15 protein-coding genes are annotated in these 22,252 nt (G+C 61.0%); 8 read left to right on the top strand and 7 right to left on the bottom strand.

The features are described from left to right. Nucleotides 1-63 precede the first annotated feature (63 nt). The 3 genes from HRU92_RS11200 (at nt 64) to HRU92_RS11190 (ending at nt 4,421) form a co-directional block, all read left to right on the top strand. Nucleotides 64-840 (top strand): SDR family oxidoreductase, encoded by a 777-nt coding sequence (locus HRU92_RS11200; RefSeq protein WP_172124366.1) that lies wholly within the window; start codon nt 64-66, stop codon nt 838-840. Nucleotides 841-1,078: 238 nt separating this feature from the next. Beyond that, nucleotides 1,079-2,989 carry a nucleoside-diphosphate sugar epimerase/dehydratase gene (locus tag HRU92_RS11195; protein WP_172124364.1) on the top strand — a complete coding sequence of 637 codons (1,911 nt, stop codon included), beginning with the start codon at nt 1,079-1,081 and terminating at the stop codon, nt 2,987-2,989. 163 nt (nt 2,990-3,152) lie between these two features. Continuing rightward, nucleotides 3,153-4,421: a DUF4214 domain-containing protein gene (locus HRU92_RS11190; RefSeq protein WP_172124362.1), complete on the top strand. Its 1,269-nt coding sequence runs from the start codon at nt 3,153-3,155 to the stop codon at nt 4,419-4,421. 225 nt (nt 4,422-4,646) lie between these two features. Here HRU92_RS11190 and HRU92_RS11185 read toward each other — a convergent pair whose 3' ends face one another. Then, entirely contained in the window at nt 4,647-4,868 is a 222-nt protein-coding gene (locus HRU92_RS11185) for a hypothetical protein (protein ID WP_172124360.1), read from the bottom strand. 218 nt (nt 4,869-5,086) lie between these two features. Then, nucleotides 5,087-6,985, bottom strand: coding sequence for a DUF4214 domain-containing protein (locus HRU92_RS11180; protein ID WP_173088166.1), 1,899 nt, complete (start codon nt 6,983-6,985; stop codon nt 5,087-5,089). Between the two features lie 494 nt (nt 6,986-7,479). Here HRU92_RS11180 and HRU92_RS11175 point away from each other — a divergent pair, with 494 nt between their 5' ends. Then, nucleotides 7,480-8,274 (top strand): ABC transporter permease, encoded by a 795-nt coding sequence (locus HRU92_RS11175; protein ID WP_172124356.1) that lies wholly within the window; start codon nt 7,480-7,482, stop codon nt 8,272-8,274. Continuing rightward, entirely contained in the window at nt 8,271-9,536 is a 1,266-nt protein-coding gene (locus tag HRU92_RS11170; protein WP_172124354.1) for an ABC transporter ATP-binding protein, read from the top strand. Before HRU92_RS11175 ends, HRU92_RS11170 begins: the two co-directional genes overlap by 4 nt. 6 nt (nt 9,537-9,542) lie before the next feature. Here HRU92_RS11170 and HRU92_RS11165 read toward each other — a convergent pair whose 3' ends face one another. The 4 genes from HRU92_RS11165 to HRU92_RS20865 form a co-directional block, all read right to left on the bottom strand. Then, nucleotides 9,543-11,936: a glycosyltransferase gene (locus tag HRU92_RS11165; RefSeq protein WP_172124352.1), complete on the bottom strand. Its 2,394-nt coding sequence runs from the start codon at nt 11,934-11,936 to the stop codon at nt 9,543-9,545. Then, nucleotides 11,933-12,979, bottom strand: a complete 1,047-nt coding sequence (locus HRU92_RS11160; protein ID WP_172124350.1) for a glycosyltransferase — start codon at nt 12,977-12,979, stop codon at nt 11,933-11,935. Before HRU92_RS11160 ends, HRU92_RS11165 begins: the two co-directional genes overlap by 4 nt. Beyond that, nucleotides 12,979-14,460 (bottom strand): methyltransferase domain-containing protein, encoded by a 1,482-nt coding sequence (locus HRU92_RS11155; protein WP_172124348.1) that lies wholly within the window; start codon nt 14,458-14,460, stop codon nt 12,979-12,981. The genes HRU92_RS11160 and HRU92_RS11155 overlap by 1 nt, the downstream gene beginning before the upstream one ends. Before the next feature lie 166 nt (nt 14,461-14,626). Further along, on the bottom strand, nt 14,627-15,094 hold the full coding sequence (locus tag HRU92_RS20865; RefSeq protein ID WP_349236716.1) for a helix-turn-helix transcriptional regulator: 468 nt from the start codon (nt 15,092-15,094) through the stop codon (nt 14,627-14,629). 260 nt (nt 15,095-15,354) lie between these two features. Between HRU92_RS20865 and HRU92_RS20755 the strand changes: the two genes are divergently transcribed. Together HRU92_RS20755 and HRU92_RS11140 are read left to right on the top strand one after the other, a co-directional pair. After that, the gene (locus tag HRU92_RS20755) at nt 15,355-17,070 is read left to right on the top strand and encodes a DUF4214 domain-containing protein (protein WP_172124346.1); all 1,716 of its coding nucleotides are present in this window, start codon (nt 15,355-15,357) and stop codon (nt 17,068-17,070) included. Nucleotides 17,071-17,680: 610 nt separating this feature from the next. Continuing rightward, entirely contained in the window at nt 17,681-19,387 is a 1,707-nt protein-coding gene (locus HRU92_RS11140) for a DUF4214 domain-containing protein (RefSeq protein WP_173088164.1), read from the top strand. A gap of 310 nt (nt 19,388-19,697) precedes the next feature. Here the strand turns inward: HRU92_RS11140 and HRU92_RS11135 are convergent, their stop codons facing one another. Beyond that, complete coding sequence (locus HRU92_RS11135; RefSeq protein WP_172124342.1) at nt 19,698-20,114, bottom strand: helix-turn-helix transcriptional regulator; 417 nt, start codon at nt 20,112-20,114, stop codon at nt 19,698-19,700. Between the two features lie 306 nt (nt 20,115-20,420). On the opposite strand from HRU92_RS11135, the gene HRU92_RS11130 reads away from it, so the two are divergent. Further along, a complete protein-coding gene (locus HRU92_RS11130; protein ID WP_173088162.1) occupies nt 20,421-22,223 on the top strand; it encodes a DUF4214 domain-containing protein in 1,803 nt (600 codons plus the stop codon). Nucleotides 22,224-22,252: the final 29 nt, after the last annotated feature.

Below are 22,252 nucleotides of genomic sequence, written 5' to 3'. Positions count from 1 at the left end.
AACGTTGATTGCACCGGCACCTATGGCCGCCGGTTTTGCGCAGACCAGATGGAGATGGCAGGGATGACGCAGGCTTTCTTGGGGCTTGAGGGCAAGACGGTGCTGATTTCGGGCGCTGGCGGCGGCATTGGCCGGGTACTGGTGGAAAAATTCGCTGCAGCGGGCGCGCAGGTGGTCGGCGCCGATCGCGATCTGGAAATGCTGGAAGGCCTGCCGCTCGCCGCTCGCATCCTCTTTGACCAGACCGATTCCGCGGGCACGCGCCAGGCCGTCCAGGCGCACCTGGCGACCAATGGCGTGCCCGATGCGGTGATCGCCAATGCCGGCTACACCCGCGCCGAGCATTTCGGCCAGCTCGATGATGCGGTTTGGGCCAGCGAAATGGCCATCAACCTCAATGGCGCTTATGCACTGGTTGACCCCATCGCTGCTGGCATGGCCGAGCGGGGCGCGGGCAATGTGGTGTTGATTTCCTCGGTCAACGGGCTGCAGCATTTCGGCAATCCGGCCTATGCCGCGGCCAAGGCCGGGCTAATCGCCTATGGCAAGGCGATCGCAGTGGAACTGGGTGCGCGCGGTGTGCGCGCCAATGTGGTGGCGCCCGGCTCCGTGCGAACGGCTGCCTGGGACCATCGACTGGAGGCGAACCCGCATCTGCTCGACAAGGTGCTGCCGCATTACCCGATGGGGCGCATGGTGGTGCCCGAGGAAGTGGCCAATGCCGTGCTGTTCTTGGCTTCGGACGCCGCGTCGGGCATTACCGGCGTCACCATCCCCGTGGATGGGGGCCTGACTGCCGGCCACTACCGCTTCATCAAGGACGTGCTCAATACGCCCTAGCGGCAGGGCGGCAGTGCCCCGCCCTGACTAGCTCCTTTGACGCAGGTTCAGCGCTCCCATCGCAGCATTGAGCGGGGGCTGCGTCCTATTTAAGCCCAGGTGTGTGCCGCATACACTTCTCCTGGACGCCCCGTCGGGGTAACTAATGGCCAGGTGATGCGTCGGCGGCTTGGCGTATGCATGGGAATTTGAGTTGATCTTGGCGCTTTTGGAACGGTTCAGAACGGCCCTAGGTGCCATGCCTCGTCCGGCAAAGCGGGTCCTGCTGATCGGCTTTGACGCCGTGGTGCTGGCCGGCGCGGTTTGGGTGAGCTATTCGCTGCGCTACAGCGCCCCCTTTGTGCCCACGCCCGCCCAATGGCTGCTGATTGCGGCTGCGCCACTGGTGGCCATTCCCATCTTCATCCGGCACGGCCTTTATCGCGCCGTGATCCGCTACCTGCCCGAGCGGGCAATCTGGACCATGCTGCAGGCCATGACCCTCGCCGCGATGGCTTGGGTGGCGGTGGTGTTCGTAACCGAAATGGCCGGCAATGGCATTGTGCCGCGCTCGGTGCCGTTTTTTTACTGGATGATCGGGCTGCTGTTCATCGCGGGCAGCCGCTTTGCCGCCAAGCAGTTCATCTGGGCGCCGCGCGACGACCAGCTGAAATCGGGGCAAATCCTGATCTATGGCGCCGGGGAAGCCGGCTCGCAGCTGGCCATGGCATTGCGCTCGCAAGGGCGGCGCCTGATCGCCGGATTTCTGGACGATAGCCGCGCGCTGCAGGGGCGCGATGTAGCGGGGCTGCGGGTTTATTCGCCGGACTATCTGCCCCAGCTGATCGCCAATTTCGGCATTCAGGAAGTGATCCTGTCCATGCCTTCAGTGACTTCGGCCGAGCGGCAGCGCATCGTGGCCGATCTGACGCGCCACCCCATCAAGATCCGCACGCTGCCCCATATCGCCGATCTGCTGGCGGGCAAATATCTGGTCAACCAGATCCGCGAGATCGACATCGATGAGCTGCTGGGGCGCTCCTCGGTGCCGGCCGATGCAGAGCTTTTGGGGGAGATGATCCGTGGGCGCTCCATTCTTGTCACCGGGGCGGGCGGCTCGATCGGCTCGGAATTGTGCCGGCTGGTGGCGCGCTGGTCACCGCAAAGGCTGGTGCTGCTGGAGCAGAACGAATTTGCGCTTTACAACATTCACCGTGAACTGATCGAGCAGACCGATGCCGAGATCGTGCCGGTGCTGGCTTCGGTCACTGACGAAGCCGCGGTGCGCCGCGCGCTGAACTGCGCCCGGATCGATGTGCTGTTTCACGCTGCCGCGCACAAGCATGTGCCGCTGGTGGAAGCCAATGCGCTCGAGGGCATGCGCAACAATGTTTTTGGCTCGCTTTGCATCACCCGCGCTGCCTTTGAGGCAGGGGTGGAGCAGTTCGTGCTGATTTCTTCCGACAAAGCGGTGCGGCCCACCAATGTGATGGGCGCCACCAAGCGCTGGGCCGAGCTGATCATGCGCCATTATGCGGGGCTGGCGGAAGCTGCCGGCACCGGGCAGCGCTTTTGTGCGGTGCGCTTTGGCAATGTGCTGGGCTCCAACGGCTCGGTAGTGCCGCTGTTTCGCGAGCAGATCGCCAAGGGCGGGCCGGTGACGCTGACCGATCCGGCGATGACGCGCTATTTCATGTCCATCCACGAGGCGGCCGAGCTGATCGTGCAGGCCGGGGCGCTTTCCGACGGCGGCGACGTGTTCTTGCTCGAAATGGGGGCGCCGGTCAAAATCTCGGACCTGGCGCGCAACATGATCCAGCTCGCCGGTCAAACGGTGCGCGACGGCGACAATCCGGGGGGCAGCATCGAGATCGTCACTGTCGGCAGCCGGCCGGGCGAAAAGATGTTCGAAGAACTGTTCTACGACGCCAGCAGCGCCCACCCGACGCGCCACCCCAAGATCCTGCGCGCCACGCTGCGCAACGGCGCCCATGAAGTGCCCGACGCCCTCGAAGCGCTGCAAGCCGCCATCAAGCGCGGCGACGAGGCCGCGGCGCGCACAGAGCTGTTTGGGCGGATTGCCGCCCCCGTTATTCCCCTTGAGGGCCGAGCGGAGGTTACGCAGGGGACGACCGCAGAGCTGACAACACGGCTCAGCAGCAACGGCTAGGGCAGAAGGCGCGGCAGTGCTGCAAATGCCGCGGATGGCCGGGTGATCGATCTTGTTCCGGAAAGTCTCGCCCAAGCAACTCCGATGCTTCGTGTTGCCCTCTTCGTAACGAAATTATGCGGATATGTGGCCCCAGAACAGTGTGCACGAACAAGGGGTCGACATGGCGGCATATGAGTTCACCGGAGCGAAGTGGAACGGCACAACACTGGGAGCGCCCGGAGGGCAGGTCACCTGGAGTTTTGGCGCGGTGGCGGGCAATTTCTACAGTTTTGACGCGCCGATCAGTCAGCCGATTTATCAGAACCTGATCCGGGACGCCTTCCAGGCTTGGGAAAACGTTGCCAATATCGACTTCGTGGAAGTGGCGGCGAGCGCCTCCACCCAAATCCAGCTAGGCTGGGACAGCATTGACGGCAGGTCCAATACCCTGGCGGAGGCGGGATATAGCTTTTACCCCGGCGGCCAGTTCAACGAACTGGCAGAGGCGGGAATCCGGTTCGACACGGCCGAAGGCTGGGGCACGACAAAATCTTTCGTGGCCGGCGTCACCAATTTTTTTGCGGTCGCTCTGCACGAGATTGGCCATGCGCTAGGGCTGGATCATACCGACGATACCAATACCATCATGTATCCCTCGATCGGCACCCGGGTCGAGCTAACCCCGGGGGACATTGCGGGCGCCGAGGCGCTGTATGGCAGCAAGAGTAGTGGCAATCCGACTCCACCCCCCACACCAACCCCACCTGCACCTGGAAATTTTGGCGGCACCAACGGGGACGATGTCTATCTGGGCACCAGTGGCGGCGACACCATGTTCGGGCTCGGGGGCAATGACCGGTTCACCGGCGGCGGCGGCAATGATCGGATCGATGGCGGGGCCGGGCTCGACTTCGCCTTGTTCGGCGGCGCGCATGAGCAGTATGGCGTCACCACATTCGGCGCCAACGGGGTTGACGTGGTCGATCTTAGCGCCAGCTCTCCCGATGGCTCCGACAGCCTGACCGGGGTGGAAAGGCTGGGTTTTGACGACGGTACGCTGGCTTTTGATCTTGGCGGAACGGCGGGGCAGGCATACCGGCTGTATCAGGCGGCGTTTGACCGCGAACCCGATGTCGAGGGGTTGGGTTTCTGGATCAGGCAGTTGGATGCTGGACGTGGCGATTTGGTCTGGGTGGCGGACCAGTTCCAGCATTCCGAGGAGTTCCAGAAAACCTACGGCGCTCCGGCCGAGCTGTCGAACGGGCAGTTTCTGAACCTGCTCTACAACAATGTGCTCGACCGTACCCCCGACATGAACGGCTATATGTATTGGATGGGCCGGCTCGGGGATGCCTATGGCCGCGATCGGGTGCTGGTTGATTTCTCGGAAAGCCAGGAGAATGTTGCCAAGACTGCCGCGGCGGTGGAGGATGGAATCTGGTACGTTTGAGTCAGCGCAGCAGCGGGGAAAGGGCGCCCAACTGCGACCTTTTGGCCCCGGGCCCGGCGATACCCATATACTAGGCCCGCCTCCTGAATGGGCGGCCAACTGCCCGGTGCCTCGGCACCGGGATTTTTTTGTGCCGCTAACCAGATGACCCCAGGTGCGTTCCGCCGCTATGACGGCGACATAGGTCAGGATTGTGGGAGCGCGCGCCCGCGTAATCTGCTGACCTTAAAGGTCTTCCTCGATCACGAAATCGGGGTCGCTCAGCTCAAGCGCGCGTAATACCCGCAGGGCTTCAGCGGCGAAGCGGCTCGCCTGCTCGATGTCGTCCTGTGGCTGGGCGGTGATCACCTGCCCATCCAGCAGCACCACCGCCAAATGGGGCAGGGCCGATCCGGCAGGCGCCTCGTAAACGGCGGCAACCGCACGGCTGTATCCTATTCGCGTCATCGCGGATCTCCAAACCATCTCGCATCAGCCACCCACTAGGGGAAAGGACAAGTATGGCGTCTTGCTCAAGTCAACGCCAATGGTGCTTTTGGGCAGACGCTACGCGGCCGTTCGTCCCCGGCGCGTCGCCCCTGCAACGCTGCAGAGCGTGAGTGCGGCTGTGTAGCGTTCGCCAGAGTTGTTCACGTGCTGGTGTGAAGAAGCGAAGCACTGCAGGTTTAGGCGGCAAACATCGCCCACTGAGCTTCGCTTACCGCTGTGATGCCAACATCAGTGATCAACTCATCGGTGAATGCGGCAACGTTTTCCTGGCTTTGTGCGAAAGCTAGAAGCACCTGCGAGTAGCTGGTGCCGTTCGCCATTGCGCCGGTCCAATAAGCAAGGCCATCAGGCTCGCCCTCGCGGCCGAGAACGTTCTGGTACAGCATTTCGACGAACTGTGTCTCACCCAGTTCTTGAAGATGACCAAAGCGGGTCACGAATTCCGGGCTGTTGATGAGCGAGGCGGCGATGTCAACCAGGCTGCCGCCTTGCTCGATGACGCCGGTCCAGTAATCGCGGCCGCTCGCATCCAGGTCGCGGTCGAGTGCAGCGCGATAAAGGAGAGCGACGCTTTCGGCTGCAGGATCCAAGTCTACGACCGCCGTCCCGGTGGAATAAATGCCGTCGCTGAGCGCTATGAACTCAATTCCGCGCGCGAGCACCGAACCGCCGGCATAGGTGATAAGATGCGTGCCGCCGCCTTGCTCAACGATGACCACCGCTTCAAAGGGCAGGTCGATGATGATCGTGTCCGAACCGGCACCCCCATCAACTTCGTTCTCGCCCAAGCCCGGCACGAGGATGTCATTGCCGCCACCGCCCACCAGAAGGTCGTCGCCGTCCACCCGCAACGCGGCTCCGCGCAGGAGTGAGGGTACGGCGAGTTCGATACCCAGCAGTTTCAACTCGCTGCCGAGATGACCCCCGACCAGGATATCGTTTCCTTGTGCGCCATAAAGCTTGTCGTTGCCGGCTCCACCCACGAGGATATTGTCGCCGATATTGCCGACCAGAACGTCATTGCCCGCTCCGGTTACAGCGTTCTCGATGAGGGCGCGCTGGTCCCCATTGTGCAAAAATGCAGTGGCGACGTTGCCGGGAGCAAATTGGCCGGGGCCGAGCCGCGCGAGTTGACTGGTGCCGAAGTCCGTCCAGCCGCCGGGAGCGAGGTCGAGCTTCACATCGGTCTTGAAGTTCGACAGGTCGTAGGTGTCGGCGCCGCCGCCATCCCAAAGAGTTTCAAAGACCTTAGCGGCGCCGGGCGCTCCCTGGCCACGGCCATCGATGAACTTCTCGCCGGAAGTCTCGCTCCAGCGATAAACCGTGTCAGTGTTGTTGGTGCTGTAATTGGCGCCATAGAGATGCTGGATGGCCGCGATGTCGCGCAGCATGGGAGACTGGCCGTAGCCAAAGGTCTCGTTTTGGTAGCCCGAGCCCAGGACAGCGCCCTGGAATGAGCGATAGCTCATGACCGAATAAGCCATGGCGTCGACAGGATTGGCGCTAGCAGCAGCGGTCGCGGTGCCGATCTGCGCGGTTTGACCGTGAATGGCGCCTGCGCAGCAGGGGCAGAGGCCCTCGGATGCGTCGCCCACTGCCGCGCCCTTTCCGGCGTTCAGGCTCGCATCGTGGGGATGGCCCAGGCCCAGCGCATGGCCGATCTCGTGCATGATGGTGAAAAAGCCGTAGTTGCCCTGCGCTGGATTGGCGTTATAGCTCGCCGAGCCGATCCAGATGTCCCCGCTGAACTCGGCTTCCGAGGGCTGGTACGACCATGCGGTCCGCGGCAGGGCTGAAGTGCCGAGGCGTATTTCGGCTTGTGCCGAGTTGGTCTGCACCAAATCGATATCAGCAACGCCCGACCATAGCGCGAAGGCGTCAATGGTTGCTTGCTGCTGCTGGGCCGACAGGGTCTTGAAGCCGTCGCTCGCCTCGCCGCGTCCATAATCGGCGCCCAAGGCGCTAGCGGAGGCGACGAAGCCAAAGCTGATGCTGTTGGCAGTCCATTTGTTCGCTGTAAGCAGGTCGTCAACAAAGGAGGTGCCGGTCGCAAATACTTTTTCGATCTTCGCCATTCTTGGTCGCCAACAAGGTTGTGTTGCTGTTGACCGAAGGGGTAGCGACGAAAGATTTAGGGCGACGCCGAGTTTTACCTTGTATTTTATGTACGCAGGTCACTTGACGTTAACCATGTCGACTGGAGAGCCAACGGTTATTGCTTCATACATCCTTCGAGTTAATCACTGCTGCAGACTGCTGGCGCGCCGGAGCGTTCAAGTATTTGGTTTGCAAGGTGAATACTTGCCGGTGCTGAATAGCTAAGCGAATAGCAGTTAAAGCCGTTCCTCTTGCGTGGGGCGGGGCTCTACACCGGCCTCAGGAAACTGTTTACCGTGCCGAGCAGGAGCGGCAAAAATCTGCTGGAGTCGGACTTACCTGCACTCGGATTTATTCCTAGTCGGGGTGTGAAGGCGGCCGAACTGGCAAGGTTCGGTTCTCAAGCGTGCAATGGCGGTTTGGGTTTGCTACAGACGACCGCGACGTCGACACCACCGGACGAATCGAGCACATGGCGGGACTTTTCCAAGCCGCATTGAACTATCGGTACTTCATCTGGTCTGCCATCCGGCTGGACTTTCGTGCCCGAGTGGCGCGCTCAGGCCTGGGTGTGCTCTGGATCGTGCTGTCGCCCTTGTCACAGGTCGCAATCTACGCCTTCGTGCTGTCGGCACTGATGTCTAGCCGCTTGCCGGGCATCGACAATCGTTTCGCTTACTCGATCTATTTGATGGCGGGCTTCAGCGCCTGGTTCTTGTTCACCGAGATCCTCAACCGCTCGCTGACGATCTTTATCGACAATGCCAACGCGCTCAAGAAGATCGCTTTTCCCCGCATCGTGCTGCCGCTGATCACCCTGGGCGCTGCTCTGGTTAACAATTTGATCTTTTTTGTGCTGGTGCTCGCGGCCTATGCGCTGCTCGGGCACAATCCGGGCTGGGCGCTGCTCTGGTTTCCCGTGCTGACCGTGCTAACCGCGGCGCTGGGTCTGGGCCTAGGATTGACGCTAGGCGTCCTCAATGTGTTCATCCGCGATGTGGCGCAGGCCGTCGGCATCTTGCTGCAGTTCGGGTTCTGGATGACACCCATCGTATACATCATCGACATCATTCCCGAGAGTTATCGGTTCATCCTCATGTTCAACCCCATGTTCTGGGTGGTCGATGGCTATCATCGCGTGCTGGTTTATGGCCAGGCGCCCAATCTGCTCAGCCTGGCTTGCCTGGCGGTGCTTGCCGTGGGCCTGATGGCGCTGGCAATGACCTTGTTCCGCCGCTCGAGCGGGGAAATGGTGGACGTGCTATGAGCGGTTCGGTTCTGAGCGTCAGAGGGCTGGGCAAGGCATTTCGCCGCTATCGGCACGAGTTCGACCGCATCGCCACCTGGTTTGGTGCAAGAACCCAGCCGGTCGAGGAGAACTGGGTCCTCAAGGACGTGAACTTCGAGGTGCCGCCGGGCCAAGCGCTGGGCATTGTTGGGCGCAATGGCGCGGGCAAGAGTACGCTGCTCAAGATGGTCACTGGTACGACCAGGCCCAGTGAGGGCGCCATCGAGATCAATGGCCGCATCGCCGCCATTCTCGAGCTGGGGATGGGCTTCAACTACGAAATGACCGGCCGCCAGAATGCCTATCAGGCCGCGGGCATGATGGGGCACAACCAAGCCGATATCGACGCGGTGATCGCCGGCATCGAGGAATTCTCGGAGCTCGGGGCGTATTTCGAGCAGCCGATCCGGGTTTACTCCAGCGGCATGCAGGTGCGGCTGGCCTTTGCAGTGGCGACTGCATTCCGGCCCGATATCCTGATCATCGACGAGGCATTGTCGGTTGGCGACGCTTACTTCCAGCACAAGAGTTTCAAGCGCATCCGGGAGTTCCGGGAGCTGGGAACGACGCTGATCCTGGTGTCCCACGACAAGATCGCGCTGCAAAGCATCTGCGATCGCGCCATCCTTCTCGAGGGTGGCAAGATCGTCCGGGATGGTGATCCGGAAAGTGTGCTGGACTATTATAATGCCCTGATTGCACAGAAAGAGGGCGAGGTGATCGAGACGCTCGAGCATCCTTCGGGGCGCATCCAGACCATTTCTGGTTCGCGCAAGGCCGTGATCGGGGATGTCGGCCTGTTTGATCTTGCCGGCAAGGCGCTCGACACGGTGCCGGTCGCTACCCCGGTGGAGCTTCGCGTCGAAGTGGAAGCCAGGGTCGCAATTCCCAAGCTGGTGCTTGGCTATGCGATCAAGGATCGGGTGGGGCAAACCATTTATGGCACCAACACGTTTTTTTCGGACCAAGTGCTCACCGATTTGGCCCCGGGAGAGGGCGCGGTGTTCTCCATTCGATTCCCGCTGAATCTGGGTCCGGGTACCTATTCGATTGCCTTGTCGCTCTCGGCCGATGAAAGCCATCTCGCCGAGAGCTTTGAGTGGCGCGACCTCGCCCTCATCTTTGCGGTGGTGAACCAGGGTGATCCGTTCGATGGCAAGATGTTCATTCCCTCGCAGATCGAAGTGTGGCGGGGGCAGGCGCGAACGCCGGGGCGGGTCGAAGCCGAGGTGGAGAGCTAAGCCCTCCTAGGCCAAGCCCAATTGCGCCAGCTCCTCCCGGAAGCGCTGGGCGATGATCGCCCAGGAATAGTGGTTTTCAACGATCTGGCGGGTGGCCGTGACCTGCTCGGATAGGGATTGCTCGCTGCGTTGCGCCACATCGTGCAGGGCGGCACCAAACTCGCCCGGCTCCGCAGCAAGGTAGTGTTTGTTCTCGATGATTTCGAGTCCACGGGCGCCGAAGCGCGTCGACACGACTGGCACGCCCGAGGCGAAATAGTCCAGCATCTTGAGATTGGTGCCTGACCCGCTCAGCATGGGATTGAGCGCCACATCGGCAACCGCAAGCAGGTCGCTGCGGGTCTCGTTGCTCACAACACCAAGCATCTCGACATTTGCTGGGAGCGTGCGCTTGGCGAAGGGCAGGCAACAACTGCCCGCAACCAGGAACCGGAACTCGGGAGCATCCGCCGCCTCGCGCAGGATCAGCTCGACTGCCTCCACATTGGGACCGTGCCAGCTGCCCATGAAGAGAGCCGTTTTCCTGTGTCCGACACCTGCCGATTGCTGCAATCGCCGGCGCTCCACCAGGGGGACGAAGTTGAAATCGGCGGGCTCCACGCCATTGGGCACTTCCAGCAGGCGGGCCCGCGTGGGGCCGTAAAGGTGTTCGAACTCCTTGAGATCCCGGTCGGCGCAAGCAAAAACCAGCTGCGCTTCTTGCCAGCAACGCAATTCCGCGCGGCGAACCGCGGCTAGCGCCTTGTCCCGCTCAGGAACGCCCTCAAGCATGCTTTGCTTGAGCGTAAGCTCCACATTGTGGGCTTCGTACCAAAGGGGTTTGCCGGGCGCGGCGCGGCGAATGGCATCGACCAGATAGGGATGGCTGGCAATGACCGCCTCGCTTTCGAGCGCGGAACGCTCGAGGGCCTCCCCAAAGGCCGGGGTCAGCCCGATCATCTCGATTGCCGCGATATCGGTGGCAGAATGACCGTCCAAAGCCCGTGAATAAAGGCTTTCGAGTTGCTCATGCTGGATCGACTTGGCGATGCGGGTTTCCTTGAGACCGGGCGCGATATGGCGCTCGCTGATCTCCGGCCCGCCGCTGGTCAAGGTTACGACTTCAACATCGAAACTCTGGGCCAGCTGCCGGTAGAGATTGAACACACGGGACTGGCCGCCCCCGACCGCGGGGTAAATCGGGAAAGTGGTGGCAACGGTTAGCTTGCGCCGCCCATTGGACCGGGGCAGGCGAGGCGCCTCTTCCAGCAGTCCAGTCACCAGAGTTTCCCAGGTGATGCTGCTGACCCGCTCCAACGCGCGAGCGCCCATCTGGCGGGCTTCGGTGCGATGGGAAGCGAGATGATCAATGCGCTGGGCCAATGCCGCAGGGGAGGGCGGGACGACATAGCCATTCTCGCCATCCACCACGAACTCGGTGGGTCCGCCGGAGTCTGCGAAGGTCAGCACCGGCTTGGAGCTGCGCATCGCCTCGATGGTAACGAGGCCATAATCCTCGTCATAAGGCACGAAGGGCACAGCAAGCGCATTGGCGTAGAGGTCTGGTATCTGCTCGTCGGCGACAAAGCCCAGGAACTTGATGCGCGGATCGGCGGCTGCAAGGGCTTTGAGGCGTGCTTCGTCGGGGCCGGTGCCCGCAATCAGCAGGGGAATATCGGCCTTGACCTGCTGCATGGCCGCTATCAGGAGGTCGAGCCGCTTGGGACTGTCGAGGCGGCTGGAGGTGAAGAGGTAATCGTCGCCTGCACAATGGTAATCGTCGCGATGGGCCGGCGGATAAAGCACGCTGGCGTCGACTTCGGACGGCAGATAGTCGGCGCGGCGCTTGACCGTCATGCTTTGGACGGCAAAGCGGCGGATTTGCCGCGAGCTGATTGCACCTGCATCAAGGAAGTGCACGATTTCGCGGGCAAGAGCCCCTGGAAAGCGGAAAAGATTCTGGGGCAGCTGGGCGTTCCGCAATCGCTCCAGACGTTCGAACAGGACCGCGTTTTCGGTGCGCCCGTGGATGCGGCCGGCTGCCGTCATCTCGCCCATCCAGGTCCGGAGATCGACCAGTTCGGGGACTTGGCGCAGTTCGCCCGATCCGCTGTCGCCGGGATAGGTGTCATAAAGGCCGCGCAGCTTGTGCAGCATGTAAACGATGTGATTGGGGTGATCGACCATCCACATCGGATATTTGCCTGAAATCACGCAGTCATAGGCGGAAAGGTCCAGCCGGCTCGCTTCTTGGTAGGAGCGGATCAGGTCCCACAGGTTTCCTTCTGGCGAGATCAGGCCGACAACGTCGCAGCTATGCTCGGTCAGCCGCTCAATGGCACTTTGCAGCCCCCATTTGAGGTTTTCCAAGCCGCCCAGGGCGAGCGGCACGGGATGGGGGGTGAGGATGGCAATCTTCATGGTTTTTGGTCGCCGGTAAGGGTTTCGACCACTTTGGTCCAAGATATGCCTGCAGCGTCATAGGCGTTTCGCCCAGCCGCTCCCATGGCCTGGGCCTGTGCAGGGTTGCCCGCAAGCGCGGCGATGGCCGCAGCAATGGCGGGAGCATCAGGAGGCACAACAAAACCTGTTTGGCCATCGCGAACAAATTCGAGCGGACCACCCGAGTCGGTGCAGGTGATCACCGGCTTGGCCGAAAGCATGGCTTCAAGGGTGATGTAGCCGTAATCCTCGTCGAACGGCCCGAAAAAGACGCCGAGTGCGTTGGCGTAAAGGTCCAGCAATTGGTCCCTCGTGATGTGGCCAACCAGCCTGACACGATTGCCCAGATCATACTGCTCGATCAGCCGTTCAAGTTCGGCGCGGGTGCCCCCTTCGCCCGACAGAACGGCCCCCACCGGCGAGTTGCATTGGGCGATTGCCTCGATCAACAAGTGCTGTCGCTTGAGGGTTTCGAGGCGCGAGGGATAAAAGATATAGGGCAGGGCAGCTTCACAACGGAACTGCTCGGCCCCATGGGGCGGATGGTAGAGCGGCGCCGATGCAATGCCGTTGTACTTGTGCAGCCGCTCGCTCACACGCTGCGAGTTGGTCCAGACGGGCGTGACCGCTCCGAGCGCGGCCGTATCGGCAGCGATGATGCGATCACGCAGGGCGGCATTTTCGGGACGATCCTCAAAGCCCATGGGGGTGCCGTAGAGCTCGTAAGCGGCGCGGTGCTGATGCAACAGCCATACCGCCTTGTTGGGGTGATCCAGCAGATAAGTCGGAAATTTGAGGCAGATGATCTTGTCGATCTGCCCCCCGCCATAACGGGTGAAATCCATGCTGGCCCAAGCATCCATGGACCGGCCGATTTCGGCCGCGGGCCAATAGGTGAATGGCATGCGAAGATGATGGACCAGGTGTCCGGCAGCGTGCAGCGCATCGCTTAGGCCTTGGGCATGCAGCTCGGCACCCCCAGCTATGCCGGGCGTGTAAACGGTCGCAATTCCTACCCGCATCAGTTGGCCTGGCCCCCGGCGGGCTTATGGGCAAACAGCGCATAGTCCATGGGAAGGCGGAACCAGTCATTGACCTCGGAAGGCGCGAATCCGCTTTCGGGCGATGCGAGATCGATATCGCTTAGCTCGCGAATTACCCGGGTCTGCTCAAAGCCGCGCGCCTCCGCCAGAAAACGAAGCACTTCGGGAGGAAGCGGCTTGTTGTGCGTGGGATCGTTGTTGAAGGTGCAGCCGCCCACCACCAGATTTTCGGGATTGGGCGTTTCAAACAGGATCACGCCGCCTGGCATGAGCGCCTGGCGTGCGGCATCGAGCATAGCGATCAGGTCCTCAAAGGCCAGATGCTCCACGATGTGAAAGCCAGTCACCGCGCCCAGCGTGTTCGGGGGCAGGGAGCGCATATAGGCGATGGCGTCGCCCGCCACTGCATCAAGCCCCTGCTCGCGGCAGGCGGCGGCCATGGCGCCGTTCATGTCTACGCCGCGTGAGGCGATGTTGTTGTCGGCCAGCATCTTGATCCATTCGCCACGCCCACAGCCGATATCGAGCACCACACCGCCTGCAGCCACTGCCGGGTTGCGCTGGAACAAGGGAAGATACCGGGCGATCTTTGCGGCGATTTCGGCACGGGTGCCGCGAAAGCGGTTCTCAAAAGCCAGGTAGAGGTCATCGAGGCCGTGGGCTTCGATGTCCGCGATTGCGGGTTCAATCACTGCAGGGCTTGTTTGCGCCACCGATTGGCGGGCTGTGGCAACCAGCTCCGCCACGTGCCCGGTTTGGGCTAGGGATTGTTCGCGCATGGCGCGCATTTCACCCAGGGTTTGCTCCCCAATCACCTCGATCTGGGTGGAGTGGCTTTCGCCCAGGCGCGAAAGCGATTGCAGTTCCACCCCCGCTTCGATCAGGGCCCGCCGGATGGCAAGCAGCGCCTTATTGGTCGCTTCAATGGTTTGTTTTTGCCGCAACTCACCCGCAGCCAGCCGCCGGTGAATGCGCAGCAGGGTTCCCGGCAGGTTGATCAGCGCCACAAGCGGCGAGAACAGGCGCCCGAGCACGGGGAGGGTCGCCAGGCGGTAGAGCCCATAGGCAGGCAGCAAGCGCTTGATGCGCACGCCCCGGGCGCGGCCCTCGGCCGAAAAACGCATGGCCATCAGGATCGAGGCTGGAGTGGCGCGGCCTTCCTGCAGGTTCTTGAGGTAGTGGGAGCGCCCAAGGGCGTCGCCCTCGCGCCCCAGCACCACGCGATAAGCCTCGTTGATCATTGCCTCGTCGCTGAGGGCGAGAAAGTCGCCCACCGTATAGGTGCCGCGGTTGGGATCGAGCTTATCCTCGGGGGGCAGTGGGATCAGGGGCACTTCGGCGGCACTGCGAACGCGCTGCTCAGCGCTCCATTCCGGGATTTGGCGCTGCGGTGGAGCCTCAGGTGTTCTGAGTGCCCGCACCTTATCCAACACGGCATCGATCGAAAACCGCTCGTTCATCCTGGCTCCAGTGTTGCAGGCCGTTTGACCGTGGGAGATACACTGTCCGCTCCAGCCGATGCAACCCGAGCCCTGCATTGGGCGCCGCGACATGCCGCGCAGATTCCCGCGGCGAGGCAGGCGCAAGCGCGTGCCGTGGGCAAACCGGTGGCCTAAAAAGACGGCTTTACGCGGAAGGTTCTTTATCTGGCTTGATCGTGACCAAGCGTTCGAGCTTCGCAACGCGCTTGGCCAGCTGGCTGACTTTTGGATCACCTTTGCGCACGACGGTGAGGGCGAATTGCTTGGGTTCGCCGCCAAACAGCATGTCGTGGGTGATGGGATCGTAGAAGCGCAGCATCGATTTGGCGAAGTCATGTGGCTCGACGTTCAGCGCCTTGGCCATGGCGCCGTATTGATTGGGCGGCACCCGACCGCGACCGGACTCGATCTGGGAAATGAAGGTGTAGTAGTCGAGATCCAGCGCGCGGGACAAATCGCGCTGGCTTAGGCCCGCAGCCTCACGCAGCTCGCGCAGCCATCTGCCCGCCTCCTGGCGCAGGCGAAGAACCTCGTCGGGGTGCAGGCCATGCTGAGGATTTCCATACATCTTGTTTTCACCTCGGGGTGCGCCGATGGACGTGGCGGCACTCATGTGCTCAGGAAATCACCATCGTTTCCGTCACGCTGATCATCCGATCCCAAGATAAATACTGTACCCCCCAATGGCCAATTCTATTGCGGGTTAGGGGTGTACATCGTTTTCGCTACTGTACCGAATTACGGGCTCAGACGTAGGTTTCCGGCCGGCGGGAGGAGGAAGCTTGGGGCGAGTTCCTTATGGGTCCGCCGCCTAGTTCCATCTTCGTAAATGCCTGTTTGGCCGATTTGGTCACGGAAAAGGAAACTGAACACATGGCTACCATTCAGGAAGTCTATATTGCCCTCTTCGGCCGTCCGGCCGATCCAGTTGGCTACCAGTATTATGTTGAAGCCACTGACGACGGTGCAAACCTCGATGCGGTCGGTGATCTGTCCGCCTCCGAGGAATATACCAGTCGCTTCGAAGGCATGAGCGACATTGACCGTGTCAATCAAATCTACCAGGACCTGTTTGGCCGCCCAGCTGATCCGGCAGGCCTGCTGTTCTATGTCGATTTGCTCCAGAACGGTGGCGCCAGCCCCCAGGACATCGCCATCCGCATCCTCGATGGTGCCACGGGCACCGATCAGGACGTGATCGACAACAAGGTGGCAGCCGCCCAGCTCTTTACCGACTCGATCGACACCTCCGAGGAAATCCTGGCCTACCAGGGCGACCAGGCTGCCGAAGCCGGTCGCAACTTCCTTGATGCCGTCACCGACGATCCCACCACCATCCCGACCCAGGAAGAGGTGGACGCAGCGCTCCAGACCATCGTCGACAACTACAATGCCGGCGTTCCCGGCGACACCTTCACCCTCACCACCGGCATCGATGAGTTCACCGGCACCGACGACAACGACACCTTCCAGGCCAATGTCGGCGGCGCCGATACCACCATCACCCCGCTTGATGACATCCAGGGCGGTGCTGGCACCGACACCATGAACATCGTCGGCGCTGGCGGCGCTGACATCGACCCGCTCGCCACCATCAATGGGGTCGAGATCATCAACATCGCCACCACTGCGGCAGTCACCAATCTGTCCACGGAGTCCTTTGAAGGGGCGCAGCAGGTTTGGCAGATCGGCGTGGCCGGACCGGTAGAAGTGGGAGAAGGGGTGACAGCAGGTTTCCGCAGCATCGCCGCCTTGGCAGCCCTGGTGACCGTGGCGGATGGGGTTTCGGCTGCAACCGTAGCGCTTGATGATGTTACAGGAGCCGCCGCCGTGACCTTCGCCGAAACCACACCCGGCGATCTCACTTCGATTACCGTCGTTGGGGAAACTGAGGATGGGGAAACCCTCACACTGACTGGCACAGGGACCGAAACCGACCTCACCCTCTCGCTGAGCAGCGAAACCACAGTTGACGTTACGACCCTTGTCGGCCTCACCAATTTCGACGCCTCGGGCTCCACGGGCGATCTCACTCTCGACTTGACGCCTCTGGTCGCCATCGAGGAATTCGAGGCCGGCAGCGGCGACGACACCGTCACTCTGGCCACCACGGGCTTGACCGCTAGCGAGGTGTCCTTTGCCGCCAATGATGGCAATGACACCTTCACCATCGATGCAGCCGCCGGGACCGAAGAAGCTGTCGTGACCTTGGAAGGCGGCGGTGGCAACGACACCTTTGCCTTCACAGCCCTTGGAAACGTCACCGACGAAGCCAATTTCGAAGACAGCCTTATCGTCATCTCCGACTTCGAGGATGCCGATGACGTTATTGACCTGGCGGCCTTCACCAGGGACATCCTCACCAACACCGAGCTGGCCGACATTGCCGACGAAGCGACGCTTGAAGACGCCATCGATGTGGCCGGCAGCTACACCACTGGTGGTCAGGTCTCGGTGTTCGACTATGATGGCGACGCCTATATCCTCGTCAGCACCGCGGGCGGCGACCTCGCCAATGGCGATGGGCTGGTTCAGGTTGTCGGCTTCTCGGTGGAAGACATCGACAGCTCCAACTTCGTTTTCGCCTGATCGCCAGCGTAACGCCGAGACTACCGAACCCCAGCCCCGCCCTCTTTGGAGGGTGGGGCTTTCTTTGTCGACATCGCCGGGGGAGCGGATGGCTAAGTGGCCGCCGCGGCGAGATGGGCAGCAGTTAGCGGCAGAGCCCGGCCCGCTTTGATCTGGGAACTCAAGGTGTGGTGATCCAGATCCAGTGCGCGGGACAAATCGCGTTGACTGGGGCCCGCCTCCTTGCAAGCCGCGCAACCTTTGCCCGCTGGCTGACGCAGCCGCAACACGTGGTCGACGTTCTGTCCCTGTGGTGGATTGCTTTTCGCCTCGCAGCCGCGCCGCGACGCAACGCCGTGCTCTCGTGCCCTGGGCCGATATTTGTTGATTGGGGGCCAGTTAACAAAAGATGATGAATGTACAAGCTGCATGGGCAATTCACGAGGTTATACAAGATTAGACCATACAGTAATTGCGCAACTTTTATCCTTGACGGACTCCCGGTGAGCGACATAGCTTCCGGCGTCGACGGGATGGGGAGACTTGAGGAGATCTCCTTTGGTCGTGCCTATTCCATCGTCGTATTTGCCTCTTTGGCCAGTTTGGTCACAGAAAAGGAATCTGGAAACACATGGCTACCATTCAGGAAGTCTATATCGCCCTCTTTGGCCGTCCGGCCGATCGCGCAGGCTTTGACTACTATGTAGCGGCTACCGGGAACGGTGCCGACCTCAGCGCAGTTGGGGCGCTGTCGAACTCGCCAGAGTATGTCTCGCGCTTTGAAGGCATGGGCGATGCTGAAATGGTCAACCAGATCTTCATCGATCTGTTTGGTCGCGCTGCTGATCCCGCAGGCCTGCTGTTCTATGTTGAGCTGCTGCGCTCGGGCGCTGCCAATCTCCAGGACATCGCTATCCGCATCATCGACGGCGCAACCGGCGTCGACCAGGACGTTGTCGACAACAAGGTGGTCGCTGCCCAGCTGTTCACCGACGCGCTCGACACGCCTGCTGAAGTCGCCGCTTATGCCGGCTCCGACGCAGCTGCGCAGGGTCGTGCCTTCCTGTCGACCGTGACTGCAGATGACGCAACCATCCCCACCGAGCTCCAGGTTAACGCTTTCATCGCCTCCATCGGCGCTGGCGAGAACTTCGACATCACGGTTGCAATCAACACCCTGGCTGCGGCTCAGCAGGCGGAAGCTGACTTCCTGGCCTCGCTGGATCTGGATAACAATCCGGCTACCGCCACCGCGCGTGCAGACATTGCCAGCAACGTGACTGCGGCTGAGGGTGCTCTCGCGCGTGATCTGGCTGACGGTTCGGACAACGTCCTTGCTGCTGAATTGGCGGGTGCTAAAGCAGCTCAGTCCGCTGTTGAGGCTGACATTGCTGCTGTGGACGGCTTGGCCGAAGCAATCGTAGCCTATGAAGCCGCTGTTGCAGCTGAAGCCGAAGCTGCTGCCGCTGCTGCTCTAGCGGCCACCACCCAGACTGGTGAAGAAGGTCGCTTCGGTGCGCTGAACACTGGCGCTCTGGTGGTCGCCACCGACGGTACGGCAACTTACGATGCGACCGATCTCATCATCAGCACCAATGGCACGCTTGAGCTGGCTGCTGGCGTGACCGAAGCGACCAATCCTGGCGTGACGGCGCTGCTGTCGGCTGTTTCGGCTGCTCAGGCAGCGGCCAAGGCTGAAGCTAACGCAGAAGCTCTGGTTGCATCCACCCAGGCAGAAGCGGTTGCACTGGACGCTGACACTGATAGCGACGGCGTCAGCGATCTCTACGAGCAGCTTGTTGCTGCACGCGCTGAAGTTGTGGCGGCTCAGTTTGAAGTCGACCAGCGTGCCGAGTTGCGGGCTGACCTTGCCGAGGCTCAGGACCTTGCTGATCAGCTCGAGGCCATCGATGCGGCCATTGCCGATGCGCAGGCGACCTTTGGTCCTACCGGCCTCAACCTTGACCTCGAAGTGGTCGACTCGGCTGCCGAAGCGGCAACCGCGGGCAACGATCTGTTCCTCGCCAACAACCTTGATGCAAACGACGTCATCACCATCGCCGGCTTCGGCGCGGATGGCGACGATTTGATCTACTTCGGTCAGGGCTTCAAGTTCGTCGAGCTCAACGACGAAGTCGTGGGTCGCGATGGCGTTGGCGGTTTGGGTGTGCTGGAAATCTTCCTGCAGCAGCAGGGCGCTGACACCGTGCTCTATATCGAAGAGCAGACCTTCAATGGCAGCGATCTCGATAGCACGTTCAACGGCGCGACCATCACCCTCACCGGCGTGAGCGCTGAAGACGTGTCGTTCAACAACGGCTATCTCACCATCGCCTAAGTTCTGGGTTGTCGGGGGAGGTAACTCCCCCGCGTTCTGCGAGCCCCGCTGTCTTCGGACAGCGGGGTTTTTTTGTGTTGTTTTGCTGCCGTGGGCGCGCGGGTGTGCCGGCCGCGGGCAGGGGGCTGTTCTGGGCTCCAGGGGTGGTTTTCTGGCCGAGGATGCGGGCTCGGGCGGGCGAGGCCGCGAGGCGTGCTGCGGCGCCCCAAGGAGGGCTGCGGGCCAAGATGATGAGCCAACGGAAACTGGCCCCGCGGCTGGTGTCAGGGAGCGGCTTTCAAGGCGCTGCGCTGGTGGCGCGCAGGCGTGACTAGCTTTGGGGTTCGGTTTTAACCGAAACCAGCCGTTCGAGCTTGGCCAGGCGCTTGGCGAGCTGGCTGACTTTTGGGTCGTTCTTGCGCACCACGATCGGCGAGAACTGCTTTGGCTCGCCGCCAAACAGCATTTCGTGGGTGATCGGGTCGTAGAACCGCAGCATCTGCTTGGCGAAATCATGCGGCTCGACTTTGAGCGCCTTGGCCATGGCTGCATATTGGTTGGGGGGCACGCGGCCCTTGCCGGATTCGATTTGCGAGATGAAGGTGTAATAATCGAGGTCGAGGTGACGTGACAGGTCGCGCTGGCTGAGGCCGGCGTCTTCGCGCAGGGTTTTCAGCCACAAACCGGCTTCCTGGCGCAGCTTGGCTACGTCGTCGGCAGACTGCCCTTTTTGCGGATTGCCATACATTCTGTCCTCACTTCGTAGTCACCATCCCGTGATGACCCTACTGCATTCTAGCCAAGCCAAATGGCCTGACCAGCCCCGTTTAGCGTAATCAATATAGGGGACTCACCTGCCGGAGTCTACTGTGTTCGAGCGAGTCTAGGGTACAGTGAACCTAATACATTGTGCTTGACGACTCTAAACAGAACGGCGTACGTTGATTTCGACGAGATGGGGAAACTGAGGGGGGAGATACCTTTAGTTGCGCCTATTGCCTCGTTTTAGCTGCCTCTTTGGCCAATTCGGTCACAGAAAAGGAATTTAAAACTCATGGCTACCATTCAGGAAGTCTACATTGCCCTCTTCGGCCGTCCGGCTGATCCAGTGGGCTACCAGTACTATGTCGATGCGACCGACGATGGCGCAAACCTCGACGCCGTTAGCGATCTGTCGAATTCGCCTGAGTACACCGCCCGCTTTGAAGGCCAGAGCGAGATCGACATGGTCAACCAGATCTACATGGATCTGTTCGGTCGTCCCGCCGATGCTGAAGGCCTGCTGTTCTATGTGGCTCTGCTGCAGTCCGGCGATGCTTCCGTTCAGGACATTGCCATCCGTATCCTCGACGGCGCCACCGGCACCGATGAAGACGTGATCGAGAACAAGGTTGAGGCTGCTCAGCAGTTCACCGACTCGCTCGACACTGCTGAAGAAATCCGCGCTTACCAGGGCGATGAAGCAGCAGAAGCCGGCCGCAACTACCTGCGCGGCGTAACGGCTGATGACGCGACCGTGCCGAGCGAAGAAGAAACCGACGCTGCCATTGCGGACATCGTCACCAATGCTCCAGAAGGCCCGATCGGCGACACCTTCACTCTGACCGCAGACGTTGGTGAGCAGATCGTTGGCACCTCGCTGGCCGACACGTTCAACGCTCCTGCTGGCACGATCAATGAGTTCGACAGCATCCAGGGCGGCGCTGGCGAGGACACTCTGAACGTCGTGGTTGGTGCAACCTTTGATGTTCCGGACACTGCTTCGATCACCGGCGTTGAGAATATCAATCTGCTGGTTACTGCAGCCGGTGCTACCATCGACGCTGAGGACTTCGAAGGTGCGACCACCTTCCGTCAGTCGGGTGCCGCAGCCGTGGCCATCTCTGGCCTGGTCAATGGTCAATCGGTTGAATTCACGGATGCTACCGCAACCGTAACCTATGACGAAGACGCAACCGAAGCTGAAATCGAGCTCGACGAGATCGATACCGGCGCGACCCTGAACGTCAACGGCGTTGACCTGACCTCGCTGACCGTTTCCGGTTCGGTGGAAGAAGCTGCCGGTGGCGCTGCCTCCACTCTGACCATCACGACCACGAATGAAGCTGCTGCCGTTCCTGCCGTTGTTGGGCCTCCTCCAGTTGCAGCTCAGCCAGCCGTTGATGGTTCGGAAATCGAGACCGTCACGATCAACCTCGAGTCCGATGTTAGCCTGACCGTTTCCGATCTGACCGAAACCGTCACCTTCGACGCTTCGGGTTCGACGGGTGCGATCACCACGACCCTGACTGCTCTTGTTGATCTCGAGTCGGCTTCGTTCGGCAGCGGTGATGACGTTGTCACCTATGCTTCGACCGGCGCGACCGCTGAAGAAGTTGAGTTCGATCTGGGCGACGGTGAAGATACCTTCGCTTTCACTGGAGCCAACAACGTCGCAGATACGACCATCTCCATCACCCTTGGTGAAGGCAATGATCTGTTTGACCTGAACGGTCTGACCAACGTGACCGACGCTTCGGACTTCGAAGCTGACCTGATCACGCTCGAAGACTTCGACGCTGATGAAGACGAGCTTGATTTCACTGGTGTTGGCGCTGGCTACGACGAACTCAGCAACATCGAAGTCGGTCAGGTAGAAGACGCGACCACCCTTGAGGAAGCTCTGGACATTGTATCGACCTACACCGCTGTGGGCGAATACACGATCTTCGACTTCGGCAATGACGCGTACGTTTACTTCAACGCCGCTGCAGCTGCTGGCGGTCCTGCTACCGACACTCTCTCTGCCGGTGACGGCGTCCTGAAGATCGTTGGCTTCTCTGTCGACGATCTCGACAGCCAGAACTTCACCGCCTAATTACTCGTAAGAGTTTAGGTTTGAGCCCC

Source organism: Devosia sp. 1635, from assembly GCF_013185955.1.
Classification (GTDB): Bacteria; Pseudomonadota; Alphaproteobacteria; order Rhizobiales; family Devosiaceae; genus Devosia.
The sequence above is the reverse complement of the archived record's forward strand: the minus strand, read 5'-3'. Positions and strand labels throughout refer to the sequence as shown.

What these genes read in the sequence shown, in the direction of transcription:
- HRU92_RS11170 (WP_172124354.1), top strand. Translation starts at nt 8,271, where the DNA reads ATGAGCGGTTCGGTTCTGAGCGTCAGAGGGCTGGGCAAGGCATTTCGC.
- HRU92_RS20865 (WP_349236716.1), bottom strand. Translation starts at nt 15,094, where the DNA reads ATGAGTGCCGCCACGTCCATCGGCGCACCCCGAGGTGAAAACAAGATG.
- HRU92_RS11200 (WP_172124366.1), top strand. Translation starts at nt 64, where the DNA reads ATGACGCAGGCTTTCTTGGGGCTTGAGGGCAAGACGGTGCTGATTTCG.
- HRU92_RS11130 (WP_173088162.1), top strand. Translation starts at nt 20,421, where the DNA reads ATGGCTACCATTCAGGAAGTCTACATTGCCCTCTTCGGCCGTCCGGCT.
- HRU92_RS11175 (WP_172124356.1), top strand. Translation starts at nt 7,480, where the DNA reads ATGGCGGGACTTTTCCAAGCCGCATTGAACTATCGGTACTTCATCTGG.
- HRU92_RS11180 (WP_173088166.1), bottom strand. Translation starts at nt 6,985, where the DNA reads ATGGCGAAGATCGAAAAAGTATTTGCGACCGGCACCTCCTTTGTTGAC.
- HRU92_RS11135 (WP_172124342.1), bottom strand. Translation starts at nt 20,114, where the DNA reads ATGTATGGCAATCCGCAAAAAGGGCAGTCTGCCGACGACGTAGCCAAG.
- HRU92_RS11195 (WP_172124364.1), top strand. Translation starts at nt 1,079, where the DNA reads ATGCCTCGTCCGGCAAAGCGGGTCCTGCTGATCGGCTTTGACGCCGTG.
- HRU92_RS11165 (WP_172124352.1), bottom strand. Translation starts at nt 11,936, where the DNA reads ATGAAGATTGCCATCCTCACCCCCCATCCCGTGCCGCTCGCCCTGGGC.
- HRU92_RS20755 (WP_172124346.1), top strand. Translation starts at nt 15,355, where the DNA reads ATGGCTACCATTCAGGAAGTCTATATTGCCCTCTTCGGCCGTCCGGCC.
- HRU92_RS11185 (WP_172124360.1), bottom strand. Translation starts at nt 4,868, where the DNA reads ATGACGCGAATAGGATACAGCCGTGCGGTTGCCGCCGTTTACGAGGCG.
- HRU92_RS11140 (WP_173088164.1), top strand. Translation starts at nt 17,681, where the DNA reads ATGGCTACCATTCAGGAAGTCTATATCGCCCTCTTTGGCCGTCCGGCC.
- HRU92_RS11160 (WP_172124350.1), bottom strand. Translation starts at nt 12,979, where the DNA reads ATGCGGGTAGGAATTGCGACCGTTTACACGCCCGGCATAGCTGGGGGT.
- HRU92_RS11155 (WP_172124348.1), bottom strand. Translation starts at nt 14,460, where the DNA reads ATGAACGAGCGGTTTTCGATCGATGCCGTGTTGGATAAGGTGCGGGCA.
- HRU92_RS11190 (WP_172124362.1), top strand. Translation starts at nt 3,153, where the DNA reads ATGGCGGCATATGAGTTCACCGGAGCGAAGTGGAACGGCACAACACTG.